28 protein-coding genes are annotated in these 26,845 nt (G+C 70.6%); 15 read left to right on the forward strand and 13 right to left on the reverse strand.

Going from position 1 to position 26,845, the window contains the following annotated elements; genetic code table 11:
• Positions 1 to 2: 2 nt before the first annotated feature.
• From DJ017_RS00820 to DJ017_RS00840, 5 genes are all read right to left on the reverse strand, one after another.
• Positions 3 to 1,424: an NAD(P)(+) transhydrogenase (Re/Si-specific) subunit beta gene (locus tag DJ017_RS00820; protein WP_111526926.1), complete on the reverse strand. Its 1,422-nt coding sequence runs from the start codon at positions 1,422 to 1,424 to the stop codon at positions 3 to 5.
• A 21-nt stretch (positions 1,425 to 1,445) separates the two neighbouring features.
• Positions 1,446 to 1,763, reverse strand: a complete 318-nt coding sequence (locus DJ017_RS00825; RefSeq protein WP_111526927.1) for a proton-translocating transhydrogenase family protein — start codon at positions 1,761 to 1,763, stop codon at positions 1,446 to 1,448.
• 14 nt (positions 1,764 to 1,777) lie between these two features.
• Entirely contained in the window at positions 1,778 to 2,911 is a 1,134-nt protein-coding gene (locus DJ017_RS00830) for a Re/Si-specific NAD(P)(+) transhydrogenase subunit alpha (RefSeq protein ID WP_111529909.1), read from the reverse strand.
• A gap of 142 nt (positions 2,912 to 3,053) precedes the next feature.
• On the reverse strand, positions 3,054 to 3,299 hold the full coding sequence (locus DJ017_RS00835) for an aa3-type cytochrome c oxidase subunit IV (RefSeq protein ID WP_111526928.1): 246 nt from the start codon (positions 3,297 to 3,299) through the stop codon (positions 3,054 to 3,056).
• Between the two features lie 83 nt (positions 3,300 to 3,382).
• Positions 3,383 to 4,441 (reverse strand): alpha/beta hydrolase, encoded by a 1,059-nt coding sequence (locus DJ017_RS00840; protein WP_111526929.1) that lies wholly within the window; start codon positions 4,439 to 4,441, stop codon positions 3,383 to 3,385.
• Positions 4,442 to 4,658: 217 nt separating this feature from the next.
• On the opposite strand from DJ017_RS00840, the gene DJ017_RS00845 reads away from it, so the two are divergent.
• Positions 4,659 to 6,158: an FkbM family methyltransferase gene (locus DJ017_RS00845; protein WP_111526930.1), complete on the forward strand. Its 1,500-nt coding sequence runs from the start codon at positions 4,659 to 4,661 to the stop codon at positions 6,156 to 6,158.
• 3 nt (positions 6,159 to 6,161) lie between these two features.
• Here DJ017_RS00845 and DJ017_RS00850 read toward each other — a convergent pair whose 3' ends face one another.
• Complete coding sequence (locus DJ017_RS00850) at positions 6,162 to 6,584, reverse strand: Lrp/AsnC family transcriptional regulator (RefSeq protein ID WP_111526931.1); 423 nt, start codon at positions 6,582 to 6,584, stop codon at positions 6,162 to 6,164.
• Positions 6,585 to 6,708: 124 nt separating this feature from the next.
• Between DJ017_RS00850 and DJ017_RS00855 the strand changes: the two genes are divergently transcribed.
• Both DJ017_RS00855 and rocD read left to right on the forward strand, forming a co-directional pair.
• On the forward strand, positions 6,709 to 7,590 hold the full coding sequence (locus tag DJ017_RS00855) for a dimethylarginine dimethylaminohydrolase family protein (RefSeq protein ID WP_111526932.1): 882 nt from the start codon (positions 6,709 to 6,711) through the stop codon (positions 7,588 to 7,590).
• 20 nt (positions 7,591 to 7,610) lie between these two features.
• Positions 7,611 to 8,828 (forward strand): ornithine--oxo-acid transaminase, encoded by a 1,218-nt coding sequence (gene rocD, locus DJ017_RS00860; protein ID WP_111529910.1) that lies wholly within the window; start codon positions 7,611 to 7,613, stop codon positions 8,826 to 8,828.
• Between the two features lie 44 nt (positions 8,829 to 8,872).
• Here the strand turns inward: rocD and DJ017_RS00865 are convergent, their stop codons facing one another.
• Together DJ017_RS00865 and mnmH are read right to left on the reverse strand one after the other, a co-directional pair.
• A complete protein-coding gene (locus DJ017_RS00865) occupies positions 8,873 to 10,999 on the reverse strand; it encodes a PQQ-dependent dehydrogenase, methanol/ethanol family (RefSeq protein ID WP_111526933.1) in 2,127 nt (708 codons plus the stop codon).
• Between the two features lie 41 nt (positions 11,000 to 11,040).
• A complete protein-coding gene (mnmH, locus tag DJ017_RS00870) occupies positions 11,041 to 12,132 on the reverse strand; it encodes a tRNA 2-selenouridine(34) synthase MnmH (protein WP_226999972.1) in 1,092 nt (363 codons plus the stop codon).
• A 41-nt stretch (positions 12,133 to 12,173) separates the two neighbouring features.
• Between mnmH and selD the strand changes: the two genes are divergently transcribed.
• The 5 genes from selD to DJ017_RS00895 all read left to right on the forward strand — a co-directional run bounded on the left by selD (position 12,174) and on the right by DJ017_RS00895 (position 17,172).
• Positions 12,174 to 13,247, forward strand: a complete 1,074-nt coding sequence (selD, locus tag DJ017_RS00875) for a selenide, water dikinase SelD (RefSeq protein ID WP_111526934.1) — start codon at positions 12,174 to 12,176, stop codon at positions 13,245 to 13,247.
• Between the two features lie 20 nt (positions 13,248 to 13,267).
• Positions 13,268 to 13,771 (forward strand): hypothetical protein, encoded by a 504-nt coding sequence (locus tag DJ017_RS00880; RefSeq protein ID WP_111526935.1) that lies wholly within the window; start codon positions 13,268 to 13,270, stop codon positions 13,769 to 13,771.
• Between the two features lie 113 nt (positions 13,772 to 13,884).
• A complete protein-coding gene (locus tag DJ017_RS00885; protein ID WP_111526936.1) occupies positions 13,885 to 15,369 on the forward strand; it encodes a sigma-54-dependent transcriptional regulator in 1,485 nt (494 codons plus the stop codon).
• A gap of 86 nt (positions 15,370 to 15,455) precedes the next feature.
• Positions 15,456 to 16,919 carry a S1 family peptidase gene (locus tag DJ017_RS00890; RefSeq protein WP_111526937.1) on the forward strand — a complete coding sequence of 488 codons (1,464 nt, stop codon included), beginning with the start codon at positions 15,456 to 15,458 and terminating at the stop codon, positions 16,917 to 16,919.
• A 64-nt stretch (positions 16,920 to 16,983) separates the two neighbouring features.
• Positions 16,984 to 17,172, forward strand: a complete 189-nt coding sequence (locus DJ017_RS00895; RefSeq protein ID WP_111526938.1) for a hypothetical protein — start codon at positions 16,984 to 16,986, stop codon at positions 17,170 to 17,172.
• On the opposite strand, the gene DJ017_RS00900 is transcribed toward DJ017_RS00895, so the two are convergent.
• Both DJ017_RS00900 and DJ017_RS00905 read right to left on the reverse strand, forming a co-directional pair.
• Positions 17,169 to 17,474 carry a hypothetical protein gene (locus DJ017_RS00900; RefSeq protein ID WP_111526939.1) on the reverse strand — a complete coding sequence of 102 codons (306 nt, stop codon included), beginning with the start codon at positions 17,472 to 17,474 and terminating at the stop codon, positions 17,169 to 17,171. The genes DJ017_RS00895 and DJ017_RS00900 overlap by 4 nt on opposite strands.
• Complete coding sequence (locus tag DJ017_RS00905; RefSeq protein ID WP_111526940.1) at positions 17,471 to 17,737, reverse strand: DUF2312 domain-containing protein; 267 nt, start codon at positions 17,735 to 17,737, stop codon at positions 17,471 to 17,473. The genes DJ017_RS00900 and DJ017_RS00905 overlap by 4 nt, the downstream gene beginning before the upstream one ends.
• 250 nt (positions 17,738 to 17,987) lie before the next feature.
• Here DJ017_RS00905 and folE point away from each other — a divergent pair, with 250 nt between their 5' ends.
• Both folE and DJ017_RS00915 read left to right on the forward strand, forming a co-directional pair.
• Complete coding sequence (gene folE / locus DJ017_RS00910; protein WP_111526941.1) at positions 17,988 to 18,578, forward strand: GTP cyclohydrolase I FolE; 591 nt, start codon at positions 17,988 to 17,990, stop codon at positions 18,576 to 18,578.
• Positions 18,579 to 18,630: 52 nt separating this feature from the next.
• Positions 18,631 to 19,464: an EamA family transporter gene (locus tag DJ017_RS00915; protein WP_111526942.1), complete on the forward strand. Its 834-nt coding sequence runs from the start codon at positions 18,631 to 18,633 to the stop codon at positions 19,462 to 19,464.
• Here the strand turns inward: DJ017_RS00915 and DJ017_RS00920 are convergent.
• Together DJ017_RS00920 and ykgO are read right to left on the reverse strand one after the other, a co-directional pair.
• A complete protein-coding gene (locus DJ017_RS00920; RefSeq protein WP_111526943.1) occupies positions 19,461 to 20,063 on the reverse strand; it encodes an HAD family hydrolase in 603 nt (200 codons plus the stop codon). The genes DJ017_RS00915 and DJ017_RS00920 overlap by 4 nt on opposite strands.
• A gap of 23 nt (positions 20,064 to 20,086) precedes the next feature.
• Entirely contained in the window at positions 20,087 to 20,212 is a 126-nt protein-coding gene (ykgO, locus tag DJ017_RS00925; protein ID WP_111513452.1) for a type B 50S ribosomal protein L36, read from the reverse strand.
• Between the two features lie 185 nt (positions 20,213 to 20,397).
• Here ykgO and DJ017_RS00930 point away from each other — a divergent pair, with 185 nt between their 5' ends.
• A complete protein-coding gene (locus DJ017_RS00930) occupies positions 20,398 to 21,822 on the forward strand; it encodes a lytic murein transglycosylase (RefSeq protein WP_111526944.1) in 1,425 nt (474 codons plus the stop codon).
• Here DJ017_RS00930 and DJ017_RS00935 read toward each other — a convergent pair.
• Positions 21,767 to 23,086: an MFS transporter gene (locus DJ017_RS00935; protein WP_111526945.1), complete on the reverse strand. Its 1,320-nt coding sequence runs from the start codon at positions 23,084 to 23,086 to the stop codon at positions 21,767 to 21,769. The two genes, DJ017_RS00930 and DJ017_RS00935, sit on opposite strands and share 56 nt — an antisense overlap.
• A 107-nt stretch (positions 23,087 to 23,193) precedes the next feature.
• On the opposite strand from DJ017_RS00935, the gene motA reads away from it, so the two are divergent.
• The 4 genes from motA (at position 23,194) to DJ017_RS00955 (ending at position 26,800) form a co-directional block, all read left to right on the forward strand.
• On the forward strand, positions 23,194 to 24,063 hold the full coding sequence (motA, locus tag DJ017_RS00940) for a flagellar motor stator protein MotA (protein ID WP_111526946.1): 870 nt from the start codon (positions 23,194 to 23,196) through the stop codon (positions 24,061 to 24,063).
• An 88-nt stretch (positions 24,064 to 24,151) separates the two neighbouring features.
• Positions 24,152 to 24,436, forward strand: a complete 285-nt coding sequence (locus DJ017_RS00945; protein WP_111526947.1) for a hypothetical protein — start codon at positions 24,152 to 24,154, stop codon at positions 24,434 to 24,436.
• A gap of 64 nt (positions 24,437 to 24,500) precedes the next feature.
• Positions 24,501 to 26,306, forward strand: coding sequence for a tRNA (5-methylaminomethyl-2-thiouridine)(34)-methyltransferase MnmD (mnmD, locus tag DJ017_RS00950; protein ID WP_111526948.1), 1,806 nt, complete (start codon positions 24,501 to 24,503; stop codon positions 26,304 to 26,306).
• Positions 26,307 to 26,368: 62 nt separating this feature from the next.
• Positions 26,369 to 26,800, forward strand: a complete 432-nt coding sequence (locus DJ017_RS00955; protein WP_226999973.1) for a DUF6491 family protein — start codon at positions 26,369 to 26,371, stop codon at positions 26,798 to 26,800.
• Positions 26,801 to 26,845: the final 45 nt, after the last annotated feature.

Here is a 26,845-nt window from a genome sequence, read left to right on the forward strand (position 1 = left end):
ACCTAGAGGGCCTTCAGGATCCCTTCGACCATCTTCTTGGCGTCGCCGAACAGCATCATGGTGTTGTCGCGGAAGAAGAGCTCGTTCTCGACCCCGGCGTAGCCCGAGCCCATGCCGCGCTTCACGAACAGCACGGTGCGGGCCTTCTCGACGTCGAGGATGGGCATGCCGAAGATCGGCGAGGAGGGATCGGTCTTGGCCGCCGGGTTGGTGACGTCGTTGGCGCCGATGACGAAGGCGACGTCGGCGGTCGGGAACTCGGCGTTGATGTCCTCCAGCTCGAAGACCTCGTCGTAGGGGACGTTGGCCTCGGCGAGGAGGACGTTCATGTGGCCCGGCATGCGGCCGGCCACGGGGTGGATGGCGTACTTCACCTCCACGCCCTCTTCCTTGAGCTTGTCGGCCATTTCGCGGAGGGCGTGCTGGGCCTGGGCGACGGCCATGCCGTAGCCGGGGACGATGATCACCTTGGAGGCGTTCTTCATGATGAAGGCCGCGTCGTCTGCCGAGCCCTGCTTGACGGGCCGCGTCTCGACCCGCCCGCCGCCGGCGCCCGCCGCCGCGTCGTCGGCGCCGAAGCCGCCGAGGATCACCGAGATGAAGCTGCGGTTCATCCCCTTGCACATGATGTAGCTGAGGATGGCGCCCGAGGAGCCGACCAGGGCGCCGGTGATGATCAGGGTGATGTTCTCGAGGGTGAAGCCGAGAGCCGCCGCCGCCCAGCCCGAATAGCTGTTCAGCATCGAGACCACGACCGGCATGTCGGCGCCGCCGATCGGGATGATCAGGGTGACGCCGATCAGCAGGGAGAGGCCGAAGATCCCCCAGAAGGCCCACAGGGCCGAGCCGCCGCTCATCACCAGCACGACGATCAGGGCGACGATGCCCAGGCCGATGGCGATGTTCAGCAGGTGGCGGGCGGGCAGCAGGATCGGTGCGCCGCTCATGTTGCCGTTCAGCTTGGCGAAGGCGATCACCGAGCCGGTGAAGGTGACCGCGCCGATCGCGAGGCCGACGGAAAGCTCGATGAGCGACTTGAGCTGCACCGCCCCGTCAGGGCCGACGATGCCGTAGGCCGCCGGGGTGTGGATGGCGGCCACCGCCACCAGGCAGGCGGCCATGCCGACCAGGCTGTGGAAGGCGGCGACGAGCTGCGGCATGGAGGTCATGGCCACGCGGCGGGCGATGATCGCCCCGACCGTGCCGCCGATGGCCACGCCGACCCCGATGAGGCCGAGGGTGAGCACGTCCAGCACCCCCTGCCCCCAGAGGGTGGCGAGGGTCGTGGCCACGGCGATGGCCATGCCGATCATGCCGTTGCGGTTGCCGGTGCGGCTGGTTTCCGGGCTCGACAGGCCGCGGAGCGCCAGGATGAAGAGGACGCCTGACGCGAGGTACAGGACGGCGGCGAGATTGGCGTTCATGTAAGCCCCCCAGACCCCGCGCTACTTCTGCTTCTTCTTGTACATGGCGAGCATTCGCTGGGTGACCAGGAAGCCGCCGAAGATGTTGACCGCCGCGAAGCCGGCGGCGACCGCGCCGGCGCCTTTCGAGATGAGGACGTTGCGGGTCAGCTCGCCGCCGGCGCCGTGCGCCGCGGCGGCCAAGAGGGCGCCGACGATGATCACCGAGGAGATGGCGTTGGTGACGGCCATCAGCGGGGTGTGCAGGGCCGGCGTCACGCTCCAGACCACGTAGTAGCCGACGAAGATCGCCAGCACGAAGATGGCCAGGCGGAAGACGGTGGGATCGACGGCGTCCATGTGCTGCCTCGCGCTCAGGCCTTCAGGGCGGGATGGGTGATCGCGCCGGCCTGGGTGACCAGGGCGGCCTTGAGGATCTCGTCCTCGTAGTCGGGGGCGAACTTGCCCTCCTTGTCGAGGAACAGGCCCGCGAAGGCGAACAGGTTGCGGGCGTAGAGCGCCGAGGCGTCCGCGGCGATGCGGCCCGGCAGGTTGGGGATGCCGAGGATCTTCACGCCGTTCTTGGTCACCGCGACCTCGCCCAGCTTGGCGCCTTCGACGTTGCCGCCCTGTTCGACGGCGAGGTCGACGATCACCGAGCCCGGCTTCATCGAGGCGACCTGGGCGGCGCTGACCAGCCTGGGCGCGGGGCGACCGGGGATCAGGGCCGTGGTGATGACGATGTCCTGCTTGGCGATGTGCCCGGAGACCAGTTCGGCCTGCTTGGCCTGGTACGCCGCGGACATTTCCTTGGCGTAGCCGGCGGCGGTCTCGGCGGCCTTGAACTCCTCGTCTTCGACGGCGACGAACTTGGCCCCGAGGCTCTCGACCTGTTCCTTGGTGGCCGGGCGCACGTCGGTGGCGGTGACCACCGCGCCGAGGCGGCGGGCGGTGGCGATGGCCTGCAGGCCGGCGACGCCGACGCCCATGACGAACACCTTGGCCGCGGCGACGGTGCCGGCGGCGGTCATCATCATCGGCATGGCCTTGCCGTAGGCCTCGGCGGCCTCGATCACCGCGCGGTAGCCCGCGAGGTTGGCCTGGCTGGACAGGGCGTCCATCACCTGGGCGCGGGTGATCCGCGGCACGAACTCCATGGCGAAGGCGGTCGCACCCTTCTTGGCGAGGGCGTCGAGGCTGGCCTTGTCCTGGTGTGGATTGAGCAGGGCGACAACGATGGCGCCCGACTTCAGGGCGGCGATCTCGTCAGCCTCGGGGGCGCGCACCTTGAACAGGATGTCGGCCGCGCCGACCGCGTCCTTGGCGGTCTTGGCGATGGTCGCGCCGGCCGCCTTGTAGTCGTCGTCGAGATAGGAAGCGGCAAGGCCGGCGTCGGCCTCGACGGTCACGGAGAAGCCGGCTGCGATGAGCTTCTTCACCGTCTCGGGGACCGCGGCGACGCGGGTCTCGCCTGCGCGGCGCTCCTTGGTGACGGCGATAGAAGCCATGCCCTCGAATCCCCCCGTCAGGCTGACGTCGAGCCGGACCATAGGGGGCTCCGTCACCCTCTGTCCAGATAACGCCGAGCCGATTTCGAACAAACGTTTGAAGTCGCCCGCCGACCTTCGACGGCGGGCGCTCGCGGAGCCTTTAGTGGGCGGCCGCGGCCTCCGGCTTGTCGCGCAGAAGGAAGACGCCGAGGCCCACCACGACCGCGGTGGCGATCGCCGCGCCGAGGAAGCCCGCGGGCGTGCAGAACCACAGGGTGAGGAACAGCAGCAGGGCGCCGACGAACAGCGAGCCCCACTTGGTCAGGGCGTTGAACAGCTCGAAGGTGGAGACCTGCTCGGCGATGTCCATATCGCCGCGGTGGTAGTCGGAAGCCGCTCCGGCCATGAACGCTCTCTCTGGTTTCGTGCGCAGAAGAAATTCGGTGGGGCGTGCCTACACGAGACCACGCCCCTGCTCAAGAACACCGCTCAGTGAGGCCATGCGGCCAATAGCGCGCGCAGCGCCGCGACCAGCGCCAGCGGCTGGTCGATCATCACGTGGTGGTGGGAATCCGGGATCTCGATTTCCAGCACGTCGTCCGGCAGGGGCGAGGGCGCGCCCGCCTTGCGGTGCTCGATGATCCGGCTGTTGGCGCCATAGATGTGGGCCAGCGGAACCTCGACCTTCACCTTGCCTGCGCCGCCGTTGGAGAACTCCATCCCCGAGCGGGTGAGCTTGTTCCACATCTCCGGATCGAACCGCCAGGTCCAGCCCTCGCCCGAGCCGTCGGGAAGCGGGGCGCGCTTCAGCGAGCGGCGGGCGATGAAGTCGGCGATGAACGGATTGCCGGCCGGCTGCGGCGGCATCAGGCGGAAGCGGGCGAGCGCCGCCTCCAGGGTCGGATAGACCCGGCTCGGCCGGTCGACCGTCGGGATGTTGCGGACCATCTCGGCCTGGCGCTTGCGGCGCTCGAGCTCCTCGGGCGGCGGGCCGCCGAAGCCGGTGTCGACCAGGATCGCGGCGTGCATCCGCTCGGGGAAGCGCGAGGCTGCGTAGAACACCTGGCCGCCGCCGAACGAGTGGCCGATGTAGATCGGCTTGCGGCCGCCGGCGTAGAGCCCGGTGGCCTGGGCCACGGCCTCGGCGTCGTCCGCGAAGTCGCCGAAGGCGTACTTCTCGCGCCAGTCGGAAGCGCCCATGCCGGCCAGGGACATGGAGGTGACGCGATAGTCGTCGGCGAAGTAGGGGGCGATGAAGCTCCACCAGTCGGCGTGGGCCGAGTTGCCGTGCACCAGCAGCAGGCCGGGCTTGCCGACCTCGCCCCAGCTCAGGACCTCGAGCTTCGAGCCGAGGCTCTCCACGAAGCCGCGCTCCGGCTCGATGGCGACGGCGTCCTTGAACCACTTCGGCGTCGGCGGCTCGGCGCCCTTGTAGATAGCGAGCGGCGCCTGGACCTCGGGCGGCAGCTCGCCGGGCTCGAGATGGGTGGGCCGGTCGTCGTAGGCCTCCCGGGGCGCCTCGGTCTCAATACGGGCTTCGTCAGCCATCCGAACCAATCCTGGAAATATCGTCAGCGCTTGAAATCGACGACGTGACTAACGGTCGTTTGAAAAATGGCAAGGCGTAAGGCGCCGCGGCGGCCTACGGCAGAGCTTAAGGTTAACTATACGAATCGCGCCTTAGGCAGGGTGAAAGCCACGGGTTTGGGGCTCGCGCGGACGACGTCGCGGCGACCAGCGGCGGCGACCAGACGGGAGACGCGAGATGTCGAGAGAGACGCTCGGGGCCGACGACAGGTTCGCAGCCGCCATCAAGGCGCTGCTGGCCCGCAACCCCAATCCCTTCTTCGTCCAGGTCGGCGGTTACGACGGGGTCAGCTTCGATCCGCTGCGGCCGCATGTGGTGGCCAGCAACCTTTCGGGCGTCATCGTCGAGCCGGTGCCCGGCTATTTCGCCAAGCTGCAGGCGCTCTACGCGGGCTCCGACCGGGTGACGCCGATCAACTGCGCCATCTCCGAGGAGGACGGCGAGCGGGTGATCTGGCGCTTCAAGCCCGAGGCGGTGGAGAGCGGCATGCTGCCGCCGCACTTCGGGGGCATCTCGTCGTTCCTGATGGAGGACCTGCTGGCCGAGACCGGCGTGCTGGGGCGCTCCAGCCCGAACGCCGAGACGACCGCCATCCTGCGCACCCTGGTCGAGCCGGTGCCGGTGCAGAGCCGGACCATGACGAGCCTCCTGGCCGAACTCGGCGTCGAGCGGGTGGACATCCTGCAGGTCGACACCGAGGGCTACGACTACCGGATCCTGCAGCTGTTCGACTTCGCGCGCTTCCGGCCGGCCGTCGTGCACTACGAGCACCAGCACCTGCAGCCGCCGGACCGGGCGGCCGCCGAGCAACTGCTGCGCAGCCATGGCTACAGCCTGAGCTTCGATTCCTACGACACCCTGGCGGTTCTGGAGGAGAGCGGCGCCGCCACCCAGCCACTGCGCGCCCTGGCCGGGCGGATGCAGGCGGGCGGGCTCCACGCCGAGGCGATCACCGTCCTCGAGCACCTGGTGAGCCTGGGTCCCGATCCGGAAGCGCTGCTGGCGCTGGCCCAGTCGCTGGCCGCCTCGGGCCGGATGCTCGACGCCCTCGCCCGGCTCGGCGAGCTTCAGCAGCTCGGCGGGCCGACGGCGCAGGCCGCCGCCGGGTTCCAGGCGATCACCGCCGCCGCCGCCGAGATGTTCAACGAGCGGCTGCGCGCCAACGACGTGGCCACGGCCGAGCTCTACGTCGCCGCCCTCGTCGCCCTGGTCCCCGGCCAGCCGGAACTGCTCGGCGCGGCCCTGTCCTGCAACCTGGTGCTCGGCCGCGAGGACGCCGCCGCCCGCTACGCCCAGGACCTCCTGGCGCTGAACCCCGGCGACCTGCGCGCCCGCGAAGTGCTGGCCGAGGTGGCGGGCCGCCGCGGCGAGGCCGCCGCCGCGATGAGCCACCGCATCGTGCTGGCGGTCAGCCCCGACACGCCGCTGGAGCCGCAGGAGCGGCTGCGGCGCATCCACGAGCTGGCCGGCGAGATCCTCGGCGCGCCGATGACCGAGCACAGCCTCGACCAGCTGCACGTGCTGCTGGCCGCCAGCCGTCATCTCCAGGCCCCCGCCGCCTCCCCCGCCGACTGGGCGCGCATCTTCCAGGTGTCGGCGCCCGGCATGGAGCCGGCCAACCAGGCCGAGCCGCCCCAAGCCCCTCCGGCCAAGAAGGCCCGCGCCCGCACGCGTTAGGCGTCAGATCTTCTCGGTCGCCAGGAGGATCGAGGTCTCGGTCGAGGCGATGCCGTCGATCGTGCGGATCTGATCGAGCGTACGGCTGAACTCGGCGAGGGTGGCGGTGTCGAGCTCGGCCACCAGGTCCCAGCGACCGTTGGTGGTGTGGATCGCCGCCACTTCGGGCAGGCCGCGCAGAGCGCGGACGACGGATCGCGAGCGCTCGCCCTCGATGGCGATGGTCATGATCGCCCGCACGCGGTTGGGTTCGAGCCCCCGGCCGGTGCGCACGGTGAAGCCTTGGATGACACCCTCAGCCTGAAGCCGGGCGATGCGGTTCTGCACCGTACCGCGCGAGACCTTGAGGGCCTTGGCCAGGGCGGCGGCCGACTCGCGCGCGTCGGCGCGCAGGAGGCCCAGGAGCTTGTGGTCGAGGTCGTCCATCGGATCGCCAATCCTGCCTGACGAAACGCCAGTTATGCTGACGAAATCTAGCAGCTTGCCGGCTTTTCGCTAGCGCCGCCGCGCGAGACCCTATGGCCCAGTTCGTTTCCATGGGGAGCCAGGCATGACCGAGCGGCCGCTCTATCTGATGACCGATCCGGGATGTTTCGACGTCTGCTACCAGATCAATCCCTGGATGAAGCCGGACGCCTGGAAGGCCGATCCGAGCGCCTGCCTGACCGCCGCCAAGACCGCCTCGGGCGAGCTGAAGCAGGCGCTGCAGGGACTTGGCGCGCAGGTGGAGACCATCGGCGCGGTCCAGGGCCTGCCGGACCTCGTCTTCCCGGCCAACGCCGCCATCGTGCTGGACGGCCGCGCCCTGCCGGCACGCTTCCGCTACCCCGAGCGCCAGGGCGAGGAGGCGATCTTCCGCGAGGTGTTCTGCCGCCTGAAGACCCGCGGCCTGATCGACGAGATCGTCGACCTGCCCGAGGGCGTCTTCCAGGAGGGCGCGGGCGACGCGATCTGGGACGCCGACCGCAGCTTCTTCTGGGCCGGCCATGGCCCGCGCTCCAGCCGGGCCTCGCTGTCGGTGATCCACAAGGTCTTCGGTCAGGAGGTGGTCGGCCTCGAGCTCGCCTCGGACCGCTACTACCACCTCGACACCTGCTTCTGCCCGCTGGCCGGCGGCAAGGTGCTCTACTACCCGGCGGCCTTCACCGCCGACGCCCTGGCGACCATCCGCGCTCGCGTGCCGGAGCACCTGCGCATCGAGGCCTCGGACGAGGAGGCGCAGGCCTTCTGCGTCAACGCCGTCAACCTCGGCCAGCGCATCGTCATGGCCCGCGCGCCGGACAGCCTGAAGGCCAAGCTGGCCGGCGCCGGCTACAGCCTGACCGAGGTCGACCTCTCGCCCTTCATCCTGTCCGGCGGCGCCGCCTACTGCATGACCCTGCGCCTCGACCGGAAGAGCCGTCCCGAACGGGCCATCCTCGCCGCGGAGTGATCCTCCAGAAGGAATTCGCCATGAACGACATCGCCCTCGAGCGCTCGCTCACCGCCAGCTACATCGCCCTGGAGGCCGAGTACGGCGCCAAGAACTACAAGCCGCTGGACGTGGTCCTGACCCGCGGCGAAGGGGTCCACGTCTGGGACGTGGAGGGCCGCCGCTACCTCGACTGCCTGTCGGCCTATTCGGCGGTCAACCAGGGCCACTGCCACCCGAAGATCCTGGCCGCCATGACCCAGCAGGCGCAGCGCCTGACCCTGACCTCGCGGGCCTTCCGCAACGACCAGCTGGCACCGTTCTACGAGGAGCTCTGCGCCCTCACCAACAGCCACAAGGTCCTGCCGATGAACTCCGGCGCCGAGGCCGTGGAGACCGCGCTGAAGGTGGCTCGCAAGTGGGGCTACGAGGTCAAGGGCGTGCCGGACGGCCAGGCCGAGATCATCGTCGCCGCCGACAATTTCCACGGCCGCACCATCGCCATCGTCGGCTTCTCCACCGACCCGACCTCGAACGGCGGGTTCGGCCCCTACCCGGCCGGCTTCAAGGTCGTGCCCTATGGCGACGCGGCGGCGCTCGAGGCGGCGATCGGGCCGAACACCGTCGCCTTCCTGGTCGAGCCGATCCAGGGCGAGGCCGGGGTCATCATCCCGCCGGCCGGGTATCTGCAGCGCGCCCGCGAGCTCTGCACGAAGCACGACGTCATCCTGATCCTCGACGAGATCCAGACGGGACTCGGGCGCACCGGCAAGCTGCTGGCCGAGGAGCACGAGGGGATCGAGGCCGACCTGACCCTGATCGGCAAGGCGCTCTCGGGCGGCTTCTATCCGGTCTCGGCCGTGCTCTCGAACTCGGAGGTGATGAGCGTCCTGCATCCGGGCGAGCACGGCTCGACCTTCGGCGGCAACCCGCTGGCCTGCGCGGTCGCCCGGGCCGCGCTGAAGGTGCTGGTCGAGGAGGGCATGGTCGAGAACGCGGCGAGGATCGGCGCGCGGCTGCAGGCGAGCCTTCACGCCATCGCCGCGCCCTCGGTCAAGGAGGTCCGCGGCCGCGGGCTGATGATCGCGGTCGAGCTGCACGCGGACGCCGGCGGCGCGCGCCGGGTGTGCGAGGCGCTGCAGGCGCGGGGGCTGCTGGCCAAGGAGACCCACGAGCACACCATCCGCATCGCCCCGCCGCTGATCCTGACGGCGGATCAGGCCGACTGGATCGCCGAGCAGTTCGCGGCGGTGCTTTAGGGCTGCGCCTCTCCCCAAGCCAAGCTTGGGGAGAGGCGAGAGGCCTACTTCGCGCCGGCGGCGGTCTTGGCGCCGGCGGCCGGGATCGGCAGGGGCTCGCCCTTGGCCTGGCTGATCAGGAAGGCGCGCACGTCCTCCACGTCCTGCGGCTTCAGGAACCGCGAGAAGCTGACCATGCCGTTGTGGGCCCGCACGCCCTGGATCACCACCGAGTTGAAGTTGTCGGCCGTGGTGATCATCGGCGAGCGCTTCAGGTCCGGCAGCCAGGAGCCGGTGGCGTTGGCGCCGTGGCAGACCTGGCAGTTGTTGTTGAAGACGACGTAGCCGTGGGACTTGTCGCCCGTGGTGGTGACGCCGGTCAGGTCGAGCGGCGGCAGCTGGGCGATCTTGAACTCCGGAGCCTGGGCCTTGGCGCCGAGCTTGAAGACCAGCAGGCGGCCCGGCAGGCGCGGACGCGTCGGCAGCAGCGAGGGGGCCGAGACCTGGCCGCCGCCGCCGGCGCCGACCATCAGGGCCACGTACTGCTCGCCGTTCAGCTCGTAGGTCATCGGCGCGGCGATCACGCCGTTGCCCGTCGGATAGGACCAGAGCTGTTTCCCGTTGGCCGCGTCGTAGGCGTAGAACTGGCCCTCGGCCGCGCCCTGGAAGACCAGGCCGGGCGTCGCCAGGATGCCGGCGTTCCAGAAGTAGGGATGCTGCACGCTCCAGGCCGGCTTCTGGTTCACCGGATCCCAGGCGATCAGGGCGCCCTTGAGGTTGGCGGCGAACTGCTTGGCCTGCTCGGGCGTCATGTTGCCGGCGTTGGCCAGCAGGTTGACGCCGAGGTTCCAGCCGCCCGGCTTGTAGACGAAGTTCGGATCCGCCGCGTAGGCGAAGGGCATCGACTGGGCCGGGATGTAAACGAGGTTCGTCTTCGGGCTGTAGGCCATCGGGTGCCAGTTGTGGGCGCCCAGCGGGGCCGGCATCTGCAGCTCGGGGCCGTCCTTGTAGCGGGCCGCCGGGTTCTCAACCGGACGGCCGGTCTTGATGTCGATCTCCTTGGCCCAGGTGACCGGCACATAGGGCTTGGCCGAGATCAGCTGACCGTTGGTGCGGTCGATCACGTAGAAGAAGCCGTTCTTCGGCGCCTGCATCAGCACCTTGCGCGGCTGGCCGCCGATGTTGAGGTCGGCGAGGGTGATCTGCTGGACGGCCGAGTAGTCCCAGCTCTCGCCCGGGTTCACCTGGTAGTGCCAGACGTACTCGCCGGTGTCGGCCTTCACGGCGACGATCGAGGAGACGAACAGGTTGTCGCCCTTGCCGCCGGAGCGCTCCTCCTGGTTCCAGGGGGTGCCGTTGTCGACGCCGAAGTAGATCATGTCGAGGGCCGGGTCGTAGGCGATGGCGTCCCAGACGGTGCCGCCGCCGCCGACCAGCTTCCACTTGCCTTCCGGCCAGGTGACCGCGGCCTTGTCCTTCAGCACCTTGTCCGAGGGCTCGCCGTCCGGTTTCCCGTCGGGGCTGGGGATGGTGTAGAAGCGCCAGGCCTTCTTGCCGGTGGCCGCGTCATAGGCGGTGATGTAGCCGCGCACGCCGTACTCGGCGCCCGAGTTGCCGATCAGCACCTTGTCCTTCACGACGCGCGGCGCCTGGGTGATGGTGAAGGGCTTGGCCGGGTCGGTGGTCTGCACCGACCAGACGACGTGCCCGTCCTTGGCGTCCAGCGCGATCAGGCGGCCGTCGAGGGCGCCGACATAGACCTTGCCCTTCCAGACGGCGACGCCGCGGTTGACCACGTCGCAGCAGGCGTCGAAGCCCTTCCGGCCGTCGACCTTGGGATCGTAGGACCAGAGCAGTTTGCCGCTGGCGGCGTCGAAGGCGTAGACCTTGGACCAGGCGGTGGTGGTGTAGAGCACCCCGTCGACCATCAGGGGCGTCGCCTCCTGGCCGCGGTCGGTGTCGAACTGGGCGTACCAGGCCAGGCCCAGCTGTCCCACGTTGGAGGCGTTGATCTTGTCGAGCGGCGAATAGCGCTGCTCGGAGTAGCCCTTGCCGTAGCTGACCCATTCGCCGTTGGTGTCGGCCGCGGCGATCCGCGCTCCGTCCACGTTCCCGGGCCCCTTGGCCGCCTTCTGGCAGGCCACCAGGCCCACCGCGAGGGCCAGAGCCAATCCAAGCTTGATCACGCGCATGTCGACGCCTCCCCGATCCTATGATGGACCTTGGGCGGCAGTTACGCTCGGACAGGCGCGCCGGGCAAGCGGTCCGCAGCGTCAACCACGAGCGCGGCGATGCGATCGGCGGTCGCGGAGAGGTCGGCCGGGGCGACGCCCGCCATGTCGATGTCGGCCAGGCGCGGGTGCTCGTCCCTGCGGCTGGAGCGCCGGTAGGCGGGGTCGTAATGCAGCTCGATGAGGGCCGCGGCCAGGGCTTCGAAGTCGCCAGCCTCGGCGAGGCCGCGCCATTCGGCGAGGCGCTTGCGGCCCGGCCGGTCGGGCACGCGGGCCAGGAGGTCGTCGAGGGCGGCGCGGTCCTGGGTGATCTCGCGGTAGGCCGACAACAGGTAGCGGGCGCGGGCCTCGGCCGGCGCCGAGACCTCGATGCGCGGCGCCGCCTCCATCAACTTCCAGAGCGCCGGCGGCAGGACCCGCTCGCCGATCTTCGAGGATTCCGCCTCGACCAGCACGGGGCGGGCGGGATCGAGGCCCTCGAGCGCGCCGAGGAGCCGGCTCTCGAACATCTTCTGGCTGGGCTGGGGCACGCCCGGCAGGCCGCCGAACAGCGAGCCGCGGTGGGCCGCCAGGCCCTCGAGGTCCAGCACCTGGACGCCGCGCCGGGCGACGAGGCCGAGGAGCTCTGTCTTGCCGCAGCCGGTAGCCCCGTCGAGCAGCACGAGGCGGTGCGGCAGGGCGCGGTCGTAGAGCTCGGCCGAGACGCGCCGGCGGTAGGTCTTGTAGCCGCCTTTGAGCAGGCCGGTGCGCCAGCCCACGGAATCGAGGATCACCGCCATGGCGTTGGACCGCTGGCCGCCCCGCCAGCAGTAGACGAGCGGGCGGAAGGCGCCGTCCCGGTCGGCCAGGACAGTCTCCAGATAGCTCGCCACGTTGCGCGCGATGTAGGCCGCGCCGATCCGGCGGGCCTTGAAGCGGCTCTCCTGGACGTAGATCGTGCCGACCTCGGCGCGCTCCTCGTTGGAGAGCACCGGCAGGTTCACCGCGCCCGGGGCGTGGTCCTCGGCGAACTCGCCCGGGCTGCGCACGTCGATGATCATGTCGAACCGCGAAAGCGTCCCCGGATCCGCCGTCTCAACCACCTCGATCGTCACGCGCCGTCGCCTCCCGCACTCGCGGTCCTTATACTGGAATTATGAGCCCGCTCGACCAAAGCCCCGCATCGCCCGACGCCGTCCGCCTGACCTCCCTGGCCCACGGCGGCGGCTGCGGCTGCAAGATCGCCCCGGCCGTGCTGCAGGACATCCTGAAGGGCATGCCGGCGGCGGCCGCCTTCCCCGACCTGATGGTCGGCACGGAGACCTCGGACGACGCCGCGGCCTGGCGGCTGAACGAGAGCCAGGTGCTGGTGGCGACCACCGACTTCTTCATGCCGGTGGTCGACGATCCCTTCGACTTCGGCCGCATCGCCGCGACCAACGCCCTCTCGGACGTCTACGCCATGGGGGCGAGGCCGATCCTCGCCCTGGCGATCGTCGGCATGCCGATCGGCAAGCTCTCCACCGAGACCATCGGCCAGATCCTCGCCGGCGGGGCGAGCGTCTGCGCCGCGGCCGGCGTGCCGGTGGCGGGCGGCCACTCGATCGACAGCGTCGAGCCGATCTATGGCCTGGTGGCGCTCGGCCTCGTCCATCCGGACCGGCTGCTGACCAACCGCACGGCCAGGGCCGGCGACGTGCTGATCCTCACCAAGGGCCTGGGCGTCGGCGTCCTCTCGGCGGCCTTCAAGCAGGAGAAGATCGCGCCGGAGGGCTATGCGGCGCTGATCGACTCCACGACCCAGCTCAACGTCCTCGGGGCCGAGCTCGGCGAGACCCACGGCGTGCACGCGGTGACCGACGTGACCGGCTTCGGCCTGCTCGGCCATACGCTGGAGATGTGCCGCGGCGCGGGCCTGACGGCCGAGATCGAGGCGTCGGCGCCGGTGATCCTGCCGACCGTCGAGGCGCTGGCCAGGGACGGGGTGCGCACCGGCGCCTCGGGCCGGAACTGGGCGAGCTACGGCGCGGCGGTCCGCCTGCCGGCGGACCTGGCGGACTGGCGGCGCGACCTGCTCACCGACCCGCAGACCAGCGGCGGCCTGCTGATCGCCGTCGATCCGGCCCACGCCGAGCAGGTGCTGACGCTCGCCCGCGCGCGGGGGTTCGACAAGGCCGCGGTGGTCGGCCGCTTCCGCGAAGGACCGCCCGAGGTCCGCGTTCTCGCCTGATCGGCCCACGGAGACTCCCGATGCGAAGCCTGGCCCTGACGCTTCTCCTCGCCGCCGCGGCGGCGCCGGCCGCCGCCTGGGCCGGCCCTGTCCACCCGGGCGAGCAGCGGGGCCTTGGCCTGATCGCGCCGGACGTGCCGCCGCTGCTGAAGGAGGCGCGGGCCAACCCGTACGCCCTGCCGGCGGATGTCAGCTGCCCGGCCCTGCTCGACCAGATCGCCGCCCTCGACGCCACCCTCGGCCCGGACCTCGATGCGCCCCAGGCGAGGAAGGACAACGATCTCGTCATGGCCGGGGTGCGATCGGTGCTGCCCTACGGCGGGGTGGTGCGGTTCGTCACCGGGGCCGGCCGCAAGGAGAAGCAGATGGTCGACGCCGCCCTCGCCGGCTGGGAGCGGCGCGGGTTCCTGAAGGGCACGGCGCGGATGATGGGCTGCGCCGTCTTCGGCCAGCCGGAGAACCCGGCGCTCGCCCACGCCTACCCGCCAGCCGCGAAACCGGCCGAACAACCCGCGCCGCGTTAACCCCTGACTCAGGCTTCCGAAACCCCGCCTTTACCCCTGGGCTGTATCAAATCGAGCCACAAAGAGGCCCGTCCGTTCGAGGCGGGGCCCGGTTCGATGTGGGTGTTTTCGCTATGTCCAAGACGGTCCTGGTCGTCGATGACGACCCGACGCAACGGCGTCTGATCCAAGCTGTCCTCGAGCGCGAGGGCTTCGCGGTGGCGCACGCCGAAAGCGGCGACGAGGCGATCAAGCGCTTCGCCGCCGGCGGCGCGGCCGACGTGATCCTGCTCGACCTGGTGATGCCGGGCACCTCGGGCATGGACACCCTGAAGGAGCTGCGCGCCCGCGGCTGCTCGACGCCGGTCATCGTCGTCACCGCCACCGGCGGCATCGACACCGTCGTCCAGGCCATGCAGGCCGGGGCCATGGACTTCTTCGTCAAGCCCGCCGCGCCGGAGCGGATCATCGTCTCGATCCGCAACGCCCTGTCGATGGGCGACCTGCGCGGCGAGGTGGACCGGCTGAAGAAGCACGCCAGCGGCCGGACCACCTTCGACGACCTGATCGGAACCTCGCCGGCCATGCTGATGGTCAAGCGGATGGGCGAGCGGGCCGCCAAGTCCTCGATCCCGATCCTGATCACCGGCGAAAGCGGCGTCGGCAAGGAAGTCATCGCCCGCGCCGTGCACGGCTCCTCCGACCGGGCCGGCAAGCCGTTCGTGGCGGTGAACTGCGGCGCCATCCCCGAGAACCTCGTGGAGTCGATCCTGTTCGGCCACGAGAAGGGCAGCTTCACCGGCGCCCACGAGAAGCACCTCGGCAAGTTCCAGGAAGCCAACGGCGGCACCCTGTTCCTCGACGAGGTCGGCGAACTGCCGCTGGACATCCAGGTCAAGCTGCTGCGCGCCCTGCAGGAGAGCGAGATCGACCCGATCGGCGCCAAGCGCTCGGTCAAGGTCGACGTGCGGATCGTCTCGGCGACCAACCGCGACCTGTCGCAGGCCGTAGCCGAGGGCCGCTTCCGCGAGGACCTGTTCTATCGCCTGAACGTCTTCCCCGTGGAGGCGCCGTCGCTGCGCGAGCGCAAGGAGGACATCCCGGCCCTGGTCGACCACTTCGTCCGCCGCTTCAACGTCGAGGAAGGCAAGAGCGTCGTCGGCGCCGCGCCGGAGACCATGGTGTGCCTGGCGGCCTACGACTGGCCCGGCAACGTCCGTCAGCTCGAGAACGCGGTCTATCGCGCCATCGTGCTGGCCGACGCGCCCTACCTGCAGCCCTACGACTTCCCGGCGATCAGCGGCATCGCCGCCCCGCCGCCGGAAGCCCTGGCCCAGCCCGCGGCGCGCCCCGCCGCGCCCCCGCCCAGCGCCGGGGAGATGATGGCTGCCATGCCCGTCGCCATGGAGGCGCCGGTGCGCATCCTCGACGAGCGCGGTCACCTGCGGACCCTGGAGGAGATCGAGCGCGACCTCATTCAGCACGCCATCGAGGTCTACGCCGGCCACATGAGCGAGGTGGCCCGCCGCCTCGGCATCGGCCGCTCCACCCTCTATCGCAAGGTCCGCGAGAACGGGCTCGAAGGCCTGGTGAAGGGCGGCGAGGAAGAAGCGGCTTAACCACTTGGCCGTTAGGCTGGCGCGACCTTAATCTCTGGGTTGCGGCGGACGTCCGTCGCCGGTCTGCAGTCGGGGCGGGGGATCGGATGCGCAAGACGGGATGGGTGCTGGCGGCCCAGATGCTGGCGGGCTGCATGCTGGCAGGCCTGACGGCGCCGCACGCCACGGCGGCCGACTGGGCGCCGGCCACCAAGAGCAACATCGGCGACCGCTACGACGTCGACCTCGACACCGTGACCCGCAACGGCGACATCGCCCGCTCCTGGGTGCGCGAGACCCTGCAGCGGCCGATGCGCGACGAGCGCACGGGAAAGACCTTCGTCCAGACGGTCGCCGAGCGTTTCGACGACTGCGTCCGCCGCCGCTACGCGACGGGGAGCTTCGTGCATCATGACGCCCGCGGCGGCGATGCCGGCAGCGGGGCGGGTTCGTCGTCCGCCTGGCAGGAGATCGTGCCGGGTTCGGTCGCCGAGGGCATCTGGTCGACGGTGTGCGCCATCTCCTCCCCGCCGAGCGACAAGGCGTTCATGGACGCCGCCGACGAAGGGACCTGGACGGACCTCGGGATCTCGAAAGACCGGACGTTCCACATCAATCTGCGCCTCGACAAGGTGATGAAGATCGACGACCGGCTCGTGCTGGCCCTGACGCGGACCGACTACGCCGAGCCCGTCTGGATGGGCGGCCTGCCCGTGCGCTATGTGATCGCGGCCGAGGCGATCGACTGCTCCACCGGCGCTTCGGGCGCCCTGGGCGGCGACTTCTACCTGTCCCGCAAGGTGCGCGTGGCGGCCAAGCGGATCGCCCTGGAAAAGGTGAAGCTGGAGCCGGCGACGCCAGGCAGCTTCATCGCCAACAACCTCAAGCTCATCTGCAATTCGGCGCGGGCGTCGGAGGCGGCCGACGAAGGCCGCGGCGACAGCCTCTCCGTGGGCACCGCCTGGGGCGTCGACAAGGGCTATCTGGTCACCGCCAGCCACGTGGTCCACGGCGGCAGCGCCATCGAGGTCTACGACAACGGCGAGAAGGTGGGCGATGCGCAGCTCGTCGCCGAGGACGCCACCAACGACCTGGCGATCCTCAAGTACAAGCCGGCGCGGCCCGGCAAGCTCACCATCCTGCCGCTCGCGCCGCACACCCCGGGCCTGGGGCGCAGCGTCTTCGTGCTCGGCTATCCGGCCCCGGACGCGCTCGGCCAGAAGATCAAGATGACCGCCGGCCAGGTCAGCAGCACCGCCGGCTACCAGGACGACCCGCGCGAGATCCAGATCTCGGTCCCCATCCAGCAGGGCAATTCCGGCGGGCCGGTCATCACCTGGGACGGCACCGTAGTGGGCGTCGTCGAGTGGAAGCTGATCGGCTTCGGCAAGGACGATAAGGGTCCCGCCCCGGAGATGATCAACTACGCGCTCAAGGCCTCCTACGTGCGCGCTATGCTCGAGGAGCTGCCGGACCTGTCGAACTATGCGCCGGTGAGCCCCGGGGCCAGCCACGATCAGATGGTGGCCGCCGCCCGCAAGGCGGTGTTCATGGTGGTGGTGAGCCCTTGAGGGATACACACGCTTGACGTGCAGTCAGGCTCATGATCGCCTTGCTGCCGAAGTGGAGACGGCGATGAAGCACCGCAGGGCGCGCTGGATGGTGGCCATAGGCCTGCTGCTGATCACGGCGGCCATGATCCTGCACCACGAGGGACCGGCGGCGCTTCGGAACGATGGCCTGTTCGGCTTCCTGATCGGCGTCGGCATGGCGCTGGAGCTGCTCGGCGTCGTGGAGCTCGAGAAGGCGAGGCGCGCCGATTAGCCCTCGCGCTTGCGGCGGAACGGCCGGCGCTTCAGCTCCTTCTTCTCGCCCTTGGCCTTGGCGGCGATTTCCTTGAGCTTCACGGCCTGCATGGCCGACAGCGCCTCGCCCGGCGCGCCCTTCTCGGGATCGCCGAAGGCGCGGCCATAGGTCTTCACCCGGCCCGAGACACTGTCGAGGAACTCGCCCTCCCATTCGGAGAGCTGGACGCCGGCCTTCTCGGCCATGCGCCGCGCGCGCTTGAGGGCGCCCAGCGCGGCCCGCTGGGCCTGCGCCTTCCGATCCGGCGGCTTGCGGTTCAAACCTCTCCGAGCGCGGAGAGATAGAGGTCGAGCAGGGCCTCTTCCTCCTGTCGCTTGGCGCGGTCCTGCTTGCGCAGGCGGACGACCTTGCGGAGCGTCTTGACGTCGTAGCCGTTGCCCTTGGCCTCGGCGAAGACTTCCTTGATCTGCTCGGCCACCTCGGCCTTCTCGGCTTCGAGGTTCTCGATCCGCTCGATGATGCTCTTCAGCTGCGCCTGGGCGGTGGAGTTGAGAACGTCGATGTTCGAGCTGTCGTCGGCCATGGCGCGGAGCCTCTTACGAGTCGGGGGAGTTGCGGAAGCGCGCGACCCCTCGACCACGATGCGAGCAGGCGACCGCCTGCTCGTTGAATCGTGCTCGAGACCCGAAAATCGGAACGGGCCGCGGGCGCAAAAGTGGATGCCACTTTTGCTCGGCCCGTTCTAGTCGGGGGGCGCTCGGCTGTCACCGCCCGTCTGAACCTTCGCCGGTGGACAATCGTTGAGACCCATCGACGCGGAGGGATCCGAAGCCATGTCTGACGCCAAGCGCCGGCCCAGCGAAGCCGAGGCCGAGGCCGCCGTGCGCACCCTCATCGAATGGGCCGGCGACGATCCGGACCGCGAGGGGCTGCGCGACACGCCGGGCCGGGTGGTGCGCGCCTATCGCGAGCTGTTCGCCGGCTACGAAACCGATCCGCGCGCCTACCTCGAGCGCACCTTCGACGAGGTGGGCGGCTACGACGAACTGGTGCTGCTGAGCGACATCCGGGTGGTGAGCTTTTGCGAGCATCACATGCTGCCGTTCCTCGGCAAGGCCTACGTCGCCTACCTGCCGTCCAACCGGGTGGTCGGCATCTCGAAGCTGGCGCGGGTGGTGCACGGCTTCGCGCGGCGCCTGCAGATCCAGGAGAAGCTGACCGCCGAGATCGCCGAGGCGATCCAGGACATCCTGAAGCCGAAGGGCGTCGGGGTGGTGATCGTCTCCGAGCATAGCTGCATGACCATGCACGGGGTGAACACGCCGGGCTCCCGGCTGACCACCAGCCATCTCCTGGGCGAGGTGCGGGACGATCCCCGCACCCGGCAGGAGTTCTTCGACCTGGTGAAGGGCGGGGTTACCTGATCGGCCGAACGGCCCTATCTCAACCTCTCCGGCTCTTCGGGGAGGGCCCTTCATGCCGCCTCTGGTGATCGGGCTCGTGCTCGCCTCGGCGGTGCTGCACGCCTCCTGGAACGCCATGCTGCGCAGCACGCCGGACCGGCTGTGGTCGATGGCCGTGATGTGCGCCTTCTGCGCCGTCTTCGCCCTGCCCGTCGGCCTCGCCTTCGGATTGCCGGCGGGACCGAGCTGGCCCTTTCTCCTCTCCTCGGCGAGCCTGCAGATCGGCTACGCCCTGGTGCTGGTGCGATCGTACCGCACAGGCCAGCTCGCCCACGTCTATCCGATCGCCCGCGGCTCGGCGCCCCTGCTCGTCACCCTGGGCGCGGCGGTGGTCGCCGGCGAGCACCTGGCGCCGCTGAGCCTGTTGGGGGTGTTGCTCGTCTCCACCGGCATCGTCGCCATCGCCTTCGGCCATGGACGGCCGGACCTCGGCTCGACCCTGGCGGCCCTGGCCACCGGCGCCTTCATCGCCGCCTACATGGTGGTCGACGGCCTCGGCGTGCGCCGGTCGGGCAACGCCATCGGCTATGCCGCCTGGCAGGCGGTGGTCGAAGGGGCGCCCATGCCGATCGTCTACACCCTGATCCGCCGCGCCCCGCCGGCCATCCGCCTGGACCGCGGGCTCGCCACCGCGGCGGGCGGCGCCCTGGTCTCGGTGACCGCCTACGGCGTGGTGATCTGGGCGATGAGCCTTGGGCCGATGGGCAAGGTCTCCGCCCTGCGCGAGACCTCGATCCTGTTCGCGGCGGTGATCGGGGTGGCCGTCCTGAAGGAGCGGGTGACCGCACGGCGCCTGGCCGGCGCGGCGATGATCGCCGGCGGGGCGATCGCCCTCGGCTTCGGCTAGAGCAGCTTGCGGGCTTCGAGAGCCGGCCGCAGGGACGCCGGGTCGGTGAAGTGGTGGACATCGAAGCCGAGCGCGCTGGCCGCCGCGATGTTGTGGGCGCCGTCGTCGACGAACAGGAAATCCTGCGGCGCGTAGCCGAAGCGTTCGCAGGCCAGGTGGAAGATCTCCGGCTGCGGCTTGATCAGCCCCTCGCGGCCGGAAGCCACCACGCCCTGCAGACGGCCGAAGGCCGGGCTCATAGCCAGGGTGGAGTCGAGGGTCTCAGTGCTGATGTTGGAGAGGCCGAACTGCGGCACGCCCGCCGCGTGCAGGGCCTCGATGGCCGCCTCGGTCTCGGGGATGGTCCCGGAGAACATCTCCTCCCAGCGGTGACGCCAGGCCCAGATGGCGTCGGCGTGGTGAGGGTGCTGGGCGGCGAGGCGCGCGCAATTGTCCGCGAAGGTGACGCCGCGGTCGGTCTCCACGTGCCAGGCCATGGTGCACACTTCGGCGAGGAAGCGGTCACGCTCGGAGGCGTCGGGAAAAATCTTGGCATAGAGCGTGCGCGGATCCCAGCGCACGATGACGTTGCCGAAGTCCCAGAGCACCGCCTTGGGCATCTCCGGAACCCTCGCGAGGCTGCTTAGCCCTGCTTCGCCTTAAAGCGCGGGTCGGTCTTGTTGATGATGTACACCCGGCCCTTGCGGCGCACGAGCTTGCAGTCGCGGTGACGCGTCTTGAGCGACTTGAGCGAGCTTCTGACTTTCATGTCCGTGCTTCGTCTGGTTCAGGCTAACGGGCCAGGCTCTTCCAAGGAATGGCCGGGCTCCAACAGAGCGCGCGCATATACGGGTCGGCGCTTTCGGAGTCAACGGAGAGGTCCGCTTTGAGGCGGAGCCACAATCGCCGGTTTCCGCATTGAGGCCCGAATCCGCGCTCACTAGATTCGGTGTGATGCTTCGTCGCCTCCTTTCGCCGACCCTGGTGGTCGCCCTGCTCGCGGCCTGCGCCAGCCAGCCGGCCCGTCCCGTGGCTCCGCCGCCGACCCCGGCGCCGCAGCCGAGCCAACCGCCACCGCCCGCGCCGGTGAGCCCGGTGACCCCGCCGGCCGCCTCGGGCGACATGGTGTTCGACGCCTGGGCGGCGGATTTCTTCCCGCGCGCCGTGGCGGCGGGCATCTCGCCCGACGTGCTGCAGCGCGAGTTCGCCGGCCTGCGGCCCGACCCGCGGGTCGGCGGCGCCGACGCCCGCCAGCCGGAGTTCTCCAAGCCGTTCAGCGAATACATCAAGGGCACGGTCACCGACGGCCGGGCGGCGATGGGCGCCGCCAAGCGCAGCCAGATCGCCCAGTTCGACGCCATCGAGCAGACCTATGGCGTGCCGCGGGAAATCCTGATCGCGGTGTGGGCCATGGAATCGGGCTTCGGCGCGATTCAGGGCGACTATGACGTGGTCCGCTCCATGGCGACGCTCGCCGCCCAGGGCCGTCGCCGGACCTTCGCCGAGACCGAGCTGATCGCGGCGCTGAAGATCATCCAATCGGGCGAGGCGACGCGAGCCCAGCTGAAGGGCTCGTGGGCCGGGGCCATGGGCCAGACCCAGTTCATCCCATCGAGCTATCTGTCGACCGCCGTGGACGCCGACGGCGACGGCAAGCCGGACATCTGGAACTCGCCGGCCGATTCCCTGGCGTCCGCGGCCAACCTGCTGGCCAAGGGCGGCTGGGTGCGCGGCCAGAGCTGGGCGCGCGAGGTGATCGTGCCGCCTGGCTTCGACTGGAGCCTGTCGGAAGGCCCCAAACTGACGCCCGCGCAGTGGGCGACGCAGGGCGTGGTGCGCGCCGACGGCCTGCCCTGGACCGAGGCCGACCAGAACGCCCAGGCCCAGCTCGTGGCGCCGACGGGCGCGAACGGGCCGGCCTTCCTGCTGTTCCCGAACCACTTCGCGATCCGCAAGTACAACAACAGCCTCGCCTACGCCCTGGCCGTCGGGCTGCTGGCTGACCGGTTCTCCGGCATGGGGCCGCTGGTGAAGCCCTGGCCACAGGAGACGCCGCTGTCGCTGTCGGAGCGGATGACCGCCCAGCGCGCCCTGGCGGTGCTGGGCTACGACGCCGGCGCGCCGGACGGGCTGGTGGGCCTGAAGACCCGCGCGGCCCTGCGCGCCTGGCAGAAGAAGGAAGGCCTGGTGGCCGACGGCTACCTGACGCCCGCGCTCGTCCAGCAGCTCGGCGCCCAGGCCCAGGCGACGCAGTCGGCCCTGTCGCTGATGGCGCCCTCGCAGCCGGCCGATCCGGGGCTCGGCTCGCCCCTCAGCCCGCCCCTCAGCCCGCCTCGTCCGACTTCTCAAGACCCGCAATCGTCGACGCCGTCCCGTTGACCGGCCCGGGGTCGCTGCGGCGCAGGGGCCCGTTGACGAAGGCGTAGATCAGAAGGCCCGCCAGCAGCACCAGGTTCAGGGCGAACGGCGCGGCGTGGTTGAACTCGTAGAGCCGCACGAAGGCCGGGGCGAGGACGGCGTTGATGCCGTTGACCGCCGCGATGCCGCCGGCGACGCGCGCCTGGTCCTTGGCGTCCACCGCCAGGGAGGAGCCCGCCGTGAAGCCCGGCCGGGCGAAGCCGAAGCCGAGGCTGGCCACCGCATAGCCGGCCACCACCGTCCAGTAGTCGGTGGAGAGGGCGACCATGAGGTTGCCCACGGCCGCCGCGCCGGCGCCCCAGCGCAGGAGCTGGCGAGGCGTCATCTCGAACATCCGGATGATGCCCCACTGGGCCAGGAGGCCCGCGACGGCGCCGAAGGCCATGGCGATGGCGATCGGCCGCTGGGCGGCGATAGGCGACAGGCCCAGCTTGTCGATGATCAGGAAGCCGAGGGTCTGCTGCTGGCCCGTCTGGCAGCTCGCCACCACGAAGCCGAACACCAGGAAGGGGATGACCCGCGGGTCGCGCCAGAGCGGCGGGCCCTTCTCGCTATCCAGGGCCAGCTCCTGCGCCTCGGCGAGCGGCTTGACCGGGCTTTCCGGCAGCTTGCGCCAGACCACGAACAGCATGGCCGCGGCGATCAGGGAGAAGGTGAACAGCGGACCGGCCAGGCCCAGGACCGGGAAGATGAACAGCGGGGCCAGGAACGGGCCGATGACCGTACCGAGGCCGAACGCGCCGGCGAGGCCCGCCATGGAGCTCGTCCGATCCTCGGGCCCGGTGTGGTCGGCGACATAGGCCTGGGTGGCCGGGTTGGAGGCCGAGCCGAACAGGCCGAACAGCGCCCGCGCCAGGAGGAAGAAGCCGAGGATCACCAGCGGCGCCGCCATGTGGCGAAGGCCGGCGCTGACCACCACGCCGCAGAGGGCCATGGAGACCATGAAGCCCGCGAGGCCGAGCATCATCAGCGGCTTGCGACCGTACTTGTCCGAGGCCTTGGCCCAGAACGGCGACATCACCGCCCAGAGCACCGCCGAGAGCGAGAACACCGCCACGACCAGATAATCGGGGATGCCGATCGAGCGGCCGATGGCCGGCAGGACCGAGATCAGCCCCGTATTGCCGAGGGCCGTGGCGATCGAGACGCCGAAGATGATGGCGAGGGCGCGCTTGGGCAGGCCCGCTTGCGGATATCCGCTGGAGGCGACGGCGGCGTTGGGCATGCCCTGGGGCTTAAGGCGCTCCCGGCGTGCGCGCAACGGCGGTCAGGGCCGCTCACCGGCCATTAAGCATTAACACCGATCCTTCGGCTCACCTTTCGGGGGAGTCCATGTTCCAGATTATCGGCATCGTGCTGCTGTTCGCCCTGGTGTTCGGCAGCTTCATCATCTCCGGTGGCAACATCGGCGTGATCCTGCACGCCGCGCCGCACGAGCTGATGGCCATCCTGGGCGCGGCGGTCGCGAGCTTCCTGATCGGCAACTCGATGACCGTCATCAAGGCGACCGGCGGCGGCATGGGCAAGGTCTTCAAGGGCCCGAAGTGGAAGCCGCAGGACTACAAGGACCTGCTGGCCCTGCTCTTCCTGCTGACCAAGACCATGAAGTCCAAGGGCGTGATCGCCCTGGAAAGTCACATCGAGAACCCGACCGAGAGCACCATCTTCTCGCGGTTCCCGAACATCATGAAGGACCACTTCGCCATCGACTTCATCTGCGACACCCTGCGGATGATGACCATGAACCTGGAGGATCCCCACCAGGTCGAGGATGCGATGGAGAAGCAGCTCGAGAAGCACCACCACGAGGCGCAGGCCCCGAGCCACGCCCTGCAGAGCATGGCCGACGCCCTGCCCGCCCTGGGCATCGTCGCCGCCGTGCTGGGCGTCATCAAGACCATGGGCGCGATCACCGAGCCGCCGGAGATCCTCGGCGAGATGATCGGCGGCGCCCTCGTCGGCACCTTCCTCGGCGTGTTCATGGCCTATGGCCTGGTGGCGCCGATGGCCACGCGCATGAAGGAGGTCATCGACGAGGAGGGCTCCTTCTACAAGATCATCCAGTCGGTGCTGGTCGCCCACCTGCACGGCAACGCCGCCCAGATCTCGGTGGAGATCGGCCGCGGCAGCGTGCCGAGCGATGCGCAGCCCACCTTCCTGGAGCTGGAAGAAGCCCTGTCGAACATGCCCAACGAGGCGTGAGCGGGCTGACGCCGGAACAGTTTCGGGATCATAGTCGCACCACCGCGCTGGGGCGCGGACGACGTCACACCTGGGGAGCGCAACGCCCATGACCTTCCATCGCACGCTGATCGTGGCCGGCGCGGCCGTGGCCGCCCTGTCGGTCGCCGCCTGCAGCAAGACCGACAAGACCGAGGCCTCGGCCAACGCCGCCAGCGCCGAGGCCGGCAAGGCCGCCGCCTCCGCCGACGCGGCCCAGAGCGCCGCCGCCGCCGCGGCCGCCGCGGCCGAGGACGCCTCCAAGGCCGGCGCCGAGCCCGCCGCCGCGGGGACCACCAACACCACCACGACCACGACGACCACCGAGACCAAGACGGAAGCCGCGAAGAAGTAGGCGCGGACGCCCGTCGGGAGTAGGTGAAGGGCCGCCCGCGAGGCGGCCCTTCTGCTTTTCGACCATGAGCCAAGAGACCGACCCGACCCGGACGACCAGCCCGCTCGACTGGAGCGAGGACGGCCAGCCGCGCTCGAGGCTCTATGGCGATGTCTATTTCTCCACCGAGGATGGCCTCGCCGAGACACGGGCGGTGTTCCTGGAGGGCTGCGGCCTGCCGGGCGCCTGGGCCGGCCGCCGGCGCTTCGTGGTCGGCGAGCTGGGCTTCGGCACAGGCCTGAACATCGCCGCCCTGCTCGACCTGTGGCGGCGCGCCCGGCCGGCGGGCGGCCAGCTGCACATCTTCTCCATCGAGGCCCATCCGATCGCCGCCGAGGAGGCGGCGCGGGCGCTCGGCCGCTGGCCCGAGATCGCCGAGGCGGCCGGCCCGCTGGTGGCCAACTGGGCCGGGCGGGCGCGCGGCTTCCACCGGGTGGAGCTGCCCGAGCTCGGCGCCATCCTCGACCTGGCGGTGATGGACGTCGGCCAGGCGCTCGCCCGCTGGGACGGCGCCGCCGACGCCTGGTTCCTCGACGGCTTCTCGCCGGCGCTCAACCCGGCGATGTGGAGCGAGGAGATCCTCCGGCTGGTGGCGGCGCGCTCGGCGCCGGGGGCGCGGGCCGCCACCTTCACGGTGGCCGGGGCGGTCCGCCGCGGCCTGGCCGGCGCCGGCTTCGCGGTGGACAAGCGGCCCGGCTTCGGGCGCAAGCGCGAGCGGCTGGAAGCGCGGCTGCCGGGCGAGCCGGCGCCGGCCTCACCGGTCCGCCGCGTCGCCATCGTCGGGGCTGGGATCGCCGGGGCGGCCGCCGCGCGGGCCGTCCGGGCCCTGGGCGCCGAGGCGGTGGTGGTCGAGGCCGTGGGGCCGGGGGCGGGCGGCTCGGGCAACCCGGCGGGCCTGGTGACGCCGAGACTGGACGCCGGCCTCGGCGCGCCGGCCGAGCTCTTCGCCCGCGCCTTCGGGCGCGCCGTGGAGCTGTTCGAGGCCGCGCCCGGGGCGGTGGTCGCCCGTGGCGTCCTGCAGCTCGTCCAAAGCCCGCGCGACGAAGCCCGCTTCGCCAAGATCGCGGCCTCGGACCTGTTCGAACCTGGCGCCCTGGCCTTGCTGGACGGGGCCGGCGCCGCCGAACGGCTGGGCGAGGCCGCGCCGGCGGCCCTGGCGCAGGAGACCGCCCTGGCGGTCGCCCCGGCGCGGATCCTTCAGGCCTGGACCGGGCCGACGATCGGCGGCGAGGTCGCCGCCCTGCGCCCCGCGGGCGAAGGCTGGGCGCTGCTCGACGCCTCGGGCGCGGAGCTGGCGCGGGCCGACGCGGTGATCCTGGCGGCGGGGCTGGCGACGGCGCGGCTCGCGCCCGGCCTGCCGCTCGCCGCCGTGCGTGGCCAGGCGAGCTGGGCCGAAGGCGTCGAGGCCCCGGCCGCGGCGGCCTGGGGCGGCTACGTGCTGCCGACGCCGGGCGGCGTGCTGTTCGGCGCCACCCACGACCGCGAGGACGAGGGGACGGAGGTGCGCGAGGCCGACCATGCGCGCAATCTTGAGACCCTGGCCGCCGCTCTGCCCGGCCTCGCCACGCGCCTGGCCGGCCATAGGCTGGACGGCCGCGCCTCGATCCGCGCCACGACGCCGGACCGCCTGCCCGTGGCCGGGCGCGGTCCGGCCGACGGCGTCTTCCTGCTCACCGGCTTCGGGTCGCGCGGCTTCTCGCTGGCCCCGCTGCTGGCCGAGCACGTGGCGGCCGAGGCGCTCGGCGCGCCCTCGCCGCTCCCCCGCGACCTGGCCGAGCTGGTCGCCCCCGAACGCTTCGCCCGGCGCGCCGCCCGGCGGGAACGCGCTTAGGGGCGCCGCCGAAGGGGTGTAAAAGAGCGCCAGGGGACATCCTGAGGTCGAGGACCACCATCATGAGGATGACGCTCACTGGGATGACGCTCACTGGGATGACGCTCACCTTGGCCGCCGCCACCCTGCTGATCAGCGGCGCAGCGGCCGGCGAGGCGCCTTCCGGCAAGGGCGCGGCCAAGCCGCCGACCGACAGGCGCCAGTGCTTCCTGGCGTCCAACGTGACCAACTTCGCCGCCGCCGACGACAAGACCCTCTATGTCCGGGTCGGGGTGAAGGACGTCTATCAGTTCGACATGTTCGGCCACTGCCCGGACATCGACTGGAACCAGCGCCTGGCGCTCGTCTCGCGGACCTCGTCCTGGATCTGCGACGGAATGGACGCCGACGTGGTGACCCGCACCGCCATCGGCCGTCAGCGGTGTCCGGTGCGCAGCATCCGCAAGCTGACCCCGGACGAGGTGACGGCCCTGCCCAAGCGCGCCCAGCCCTGAGGACGCAAGAGACCGAGCCGACAAAAGAAGAGAGGGCGCCGCGAG

The sequence above is a fragment of the Phenylobacterium soli genome (assembly GCF_003254475.1).
GTDB classification, from domain to species: domain Bacteria; phylum Pseudomonadota; class Alphaproteobacteria; order Caulobacterales; family Caulobacteraceae; genus Phenylobacterium; species Phenylobacterium soli.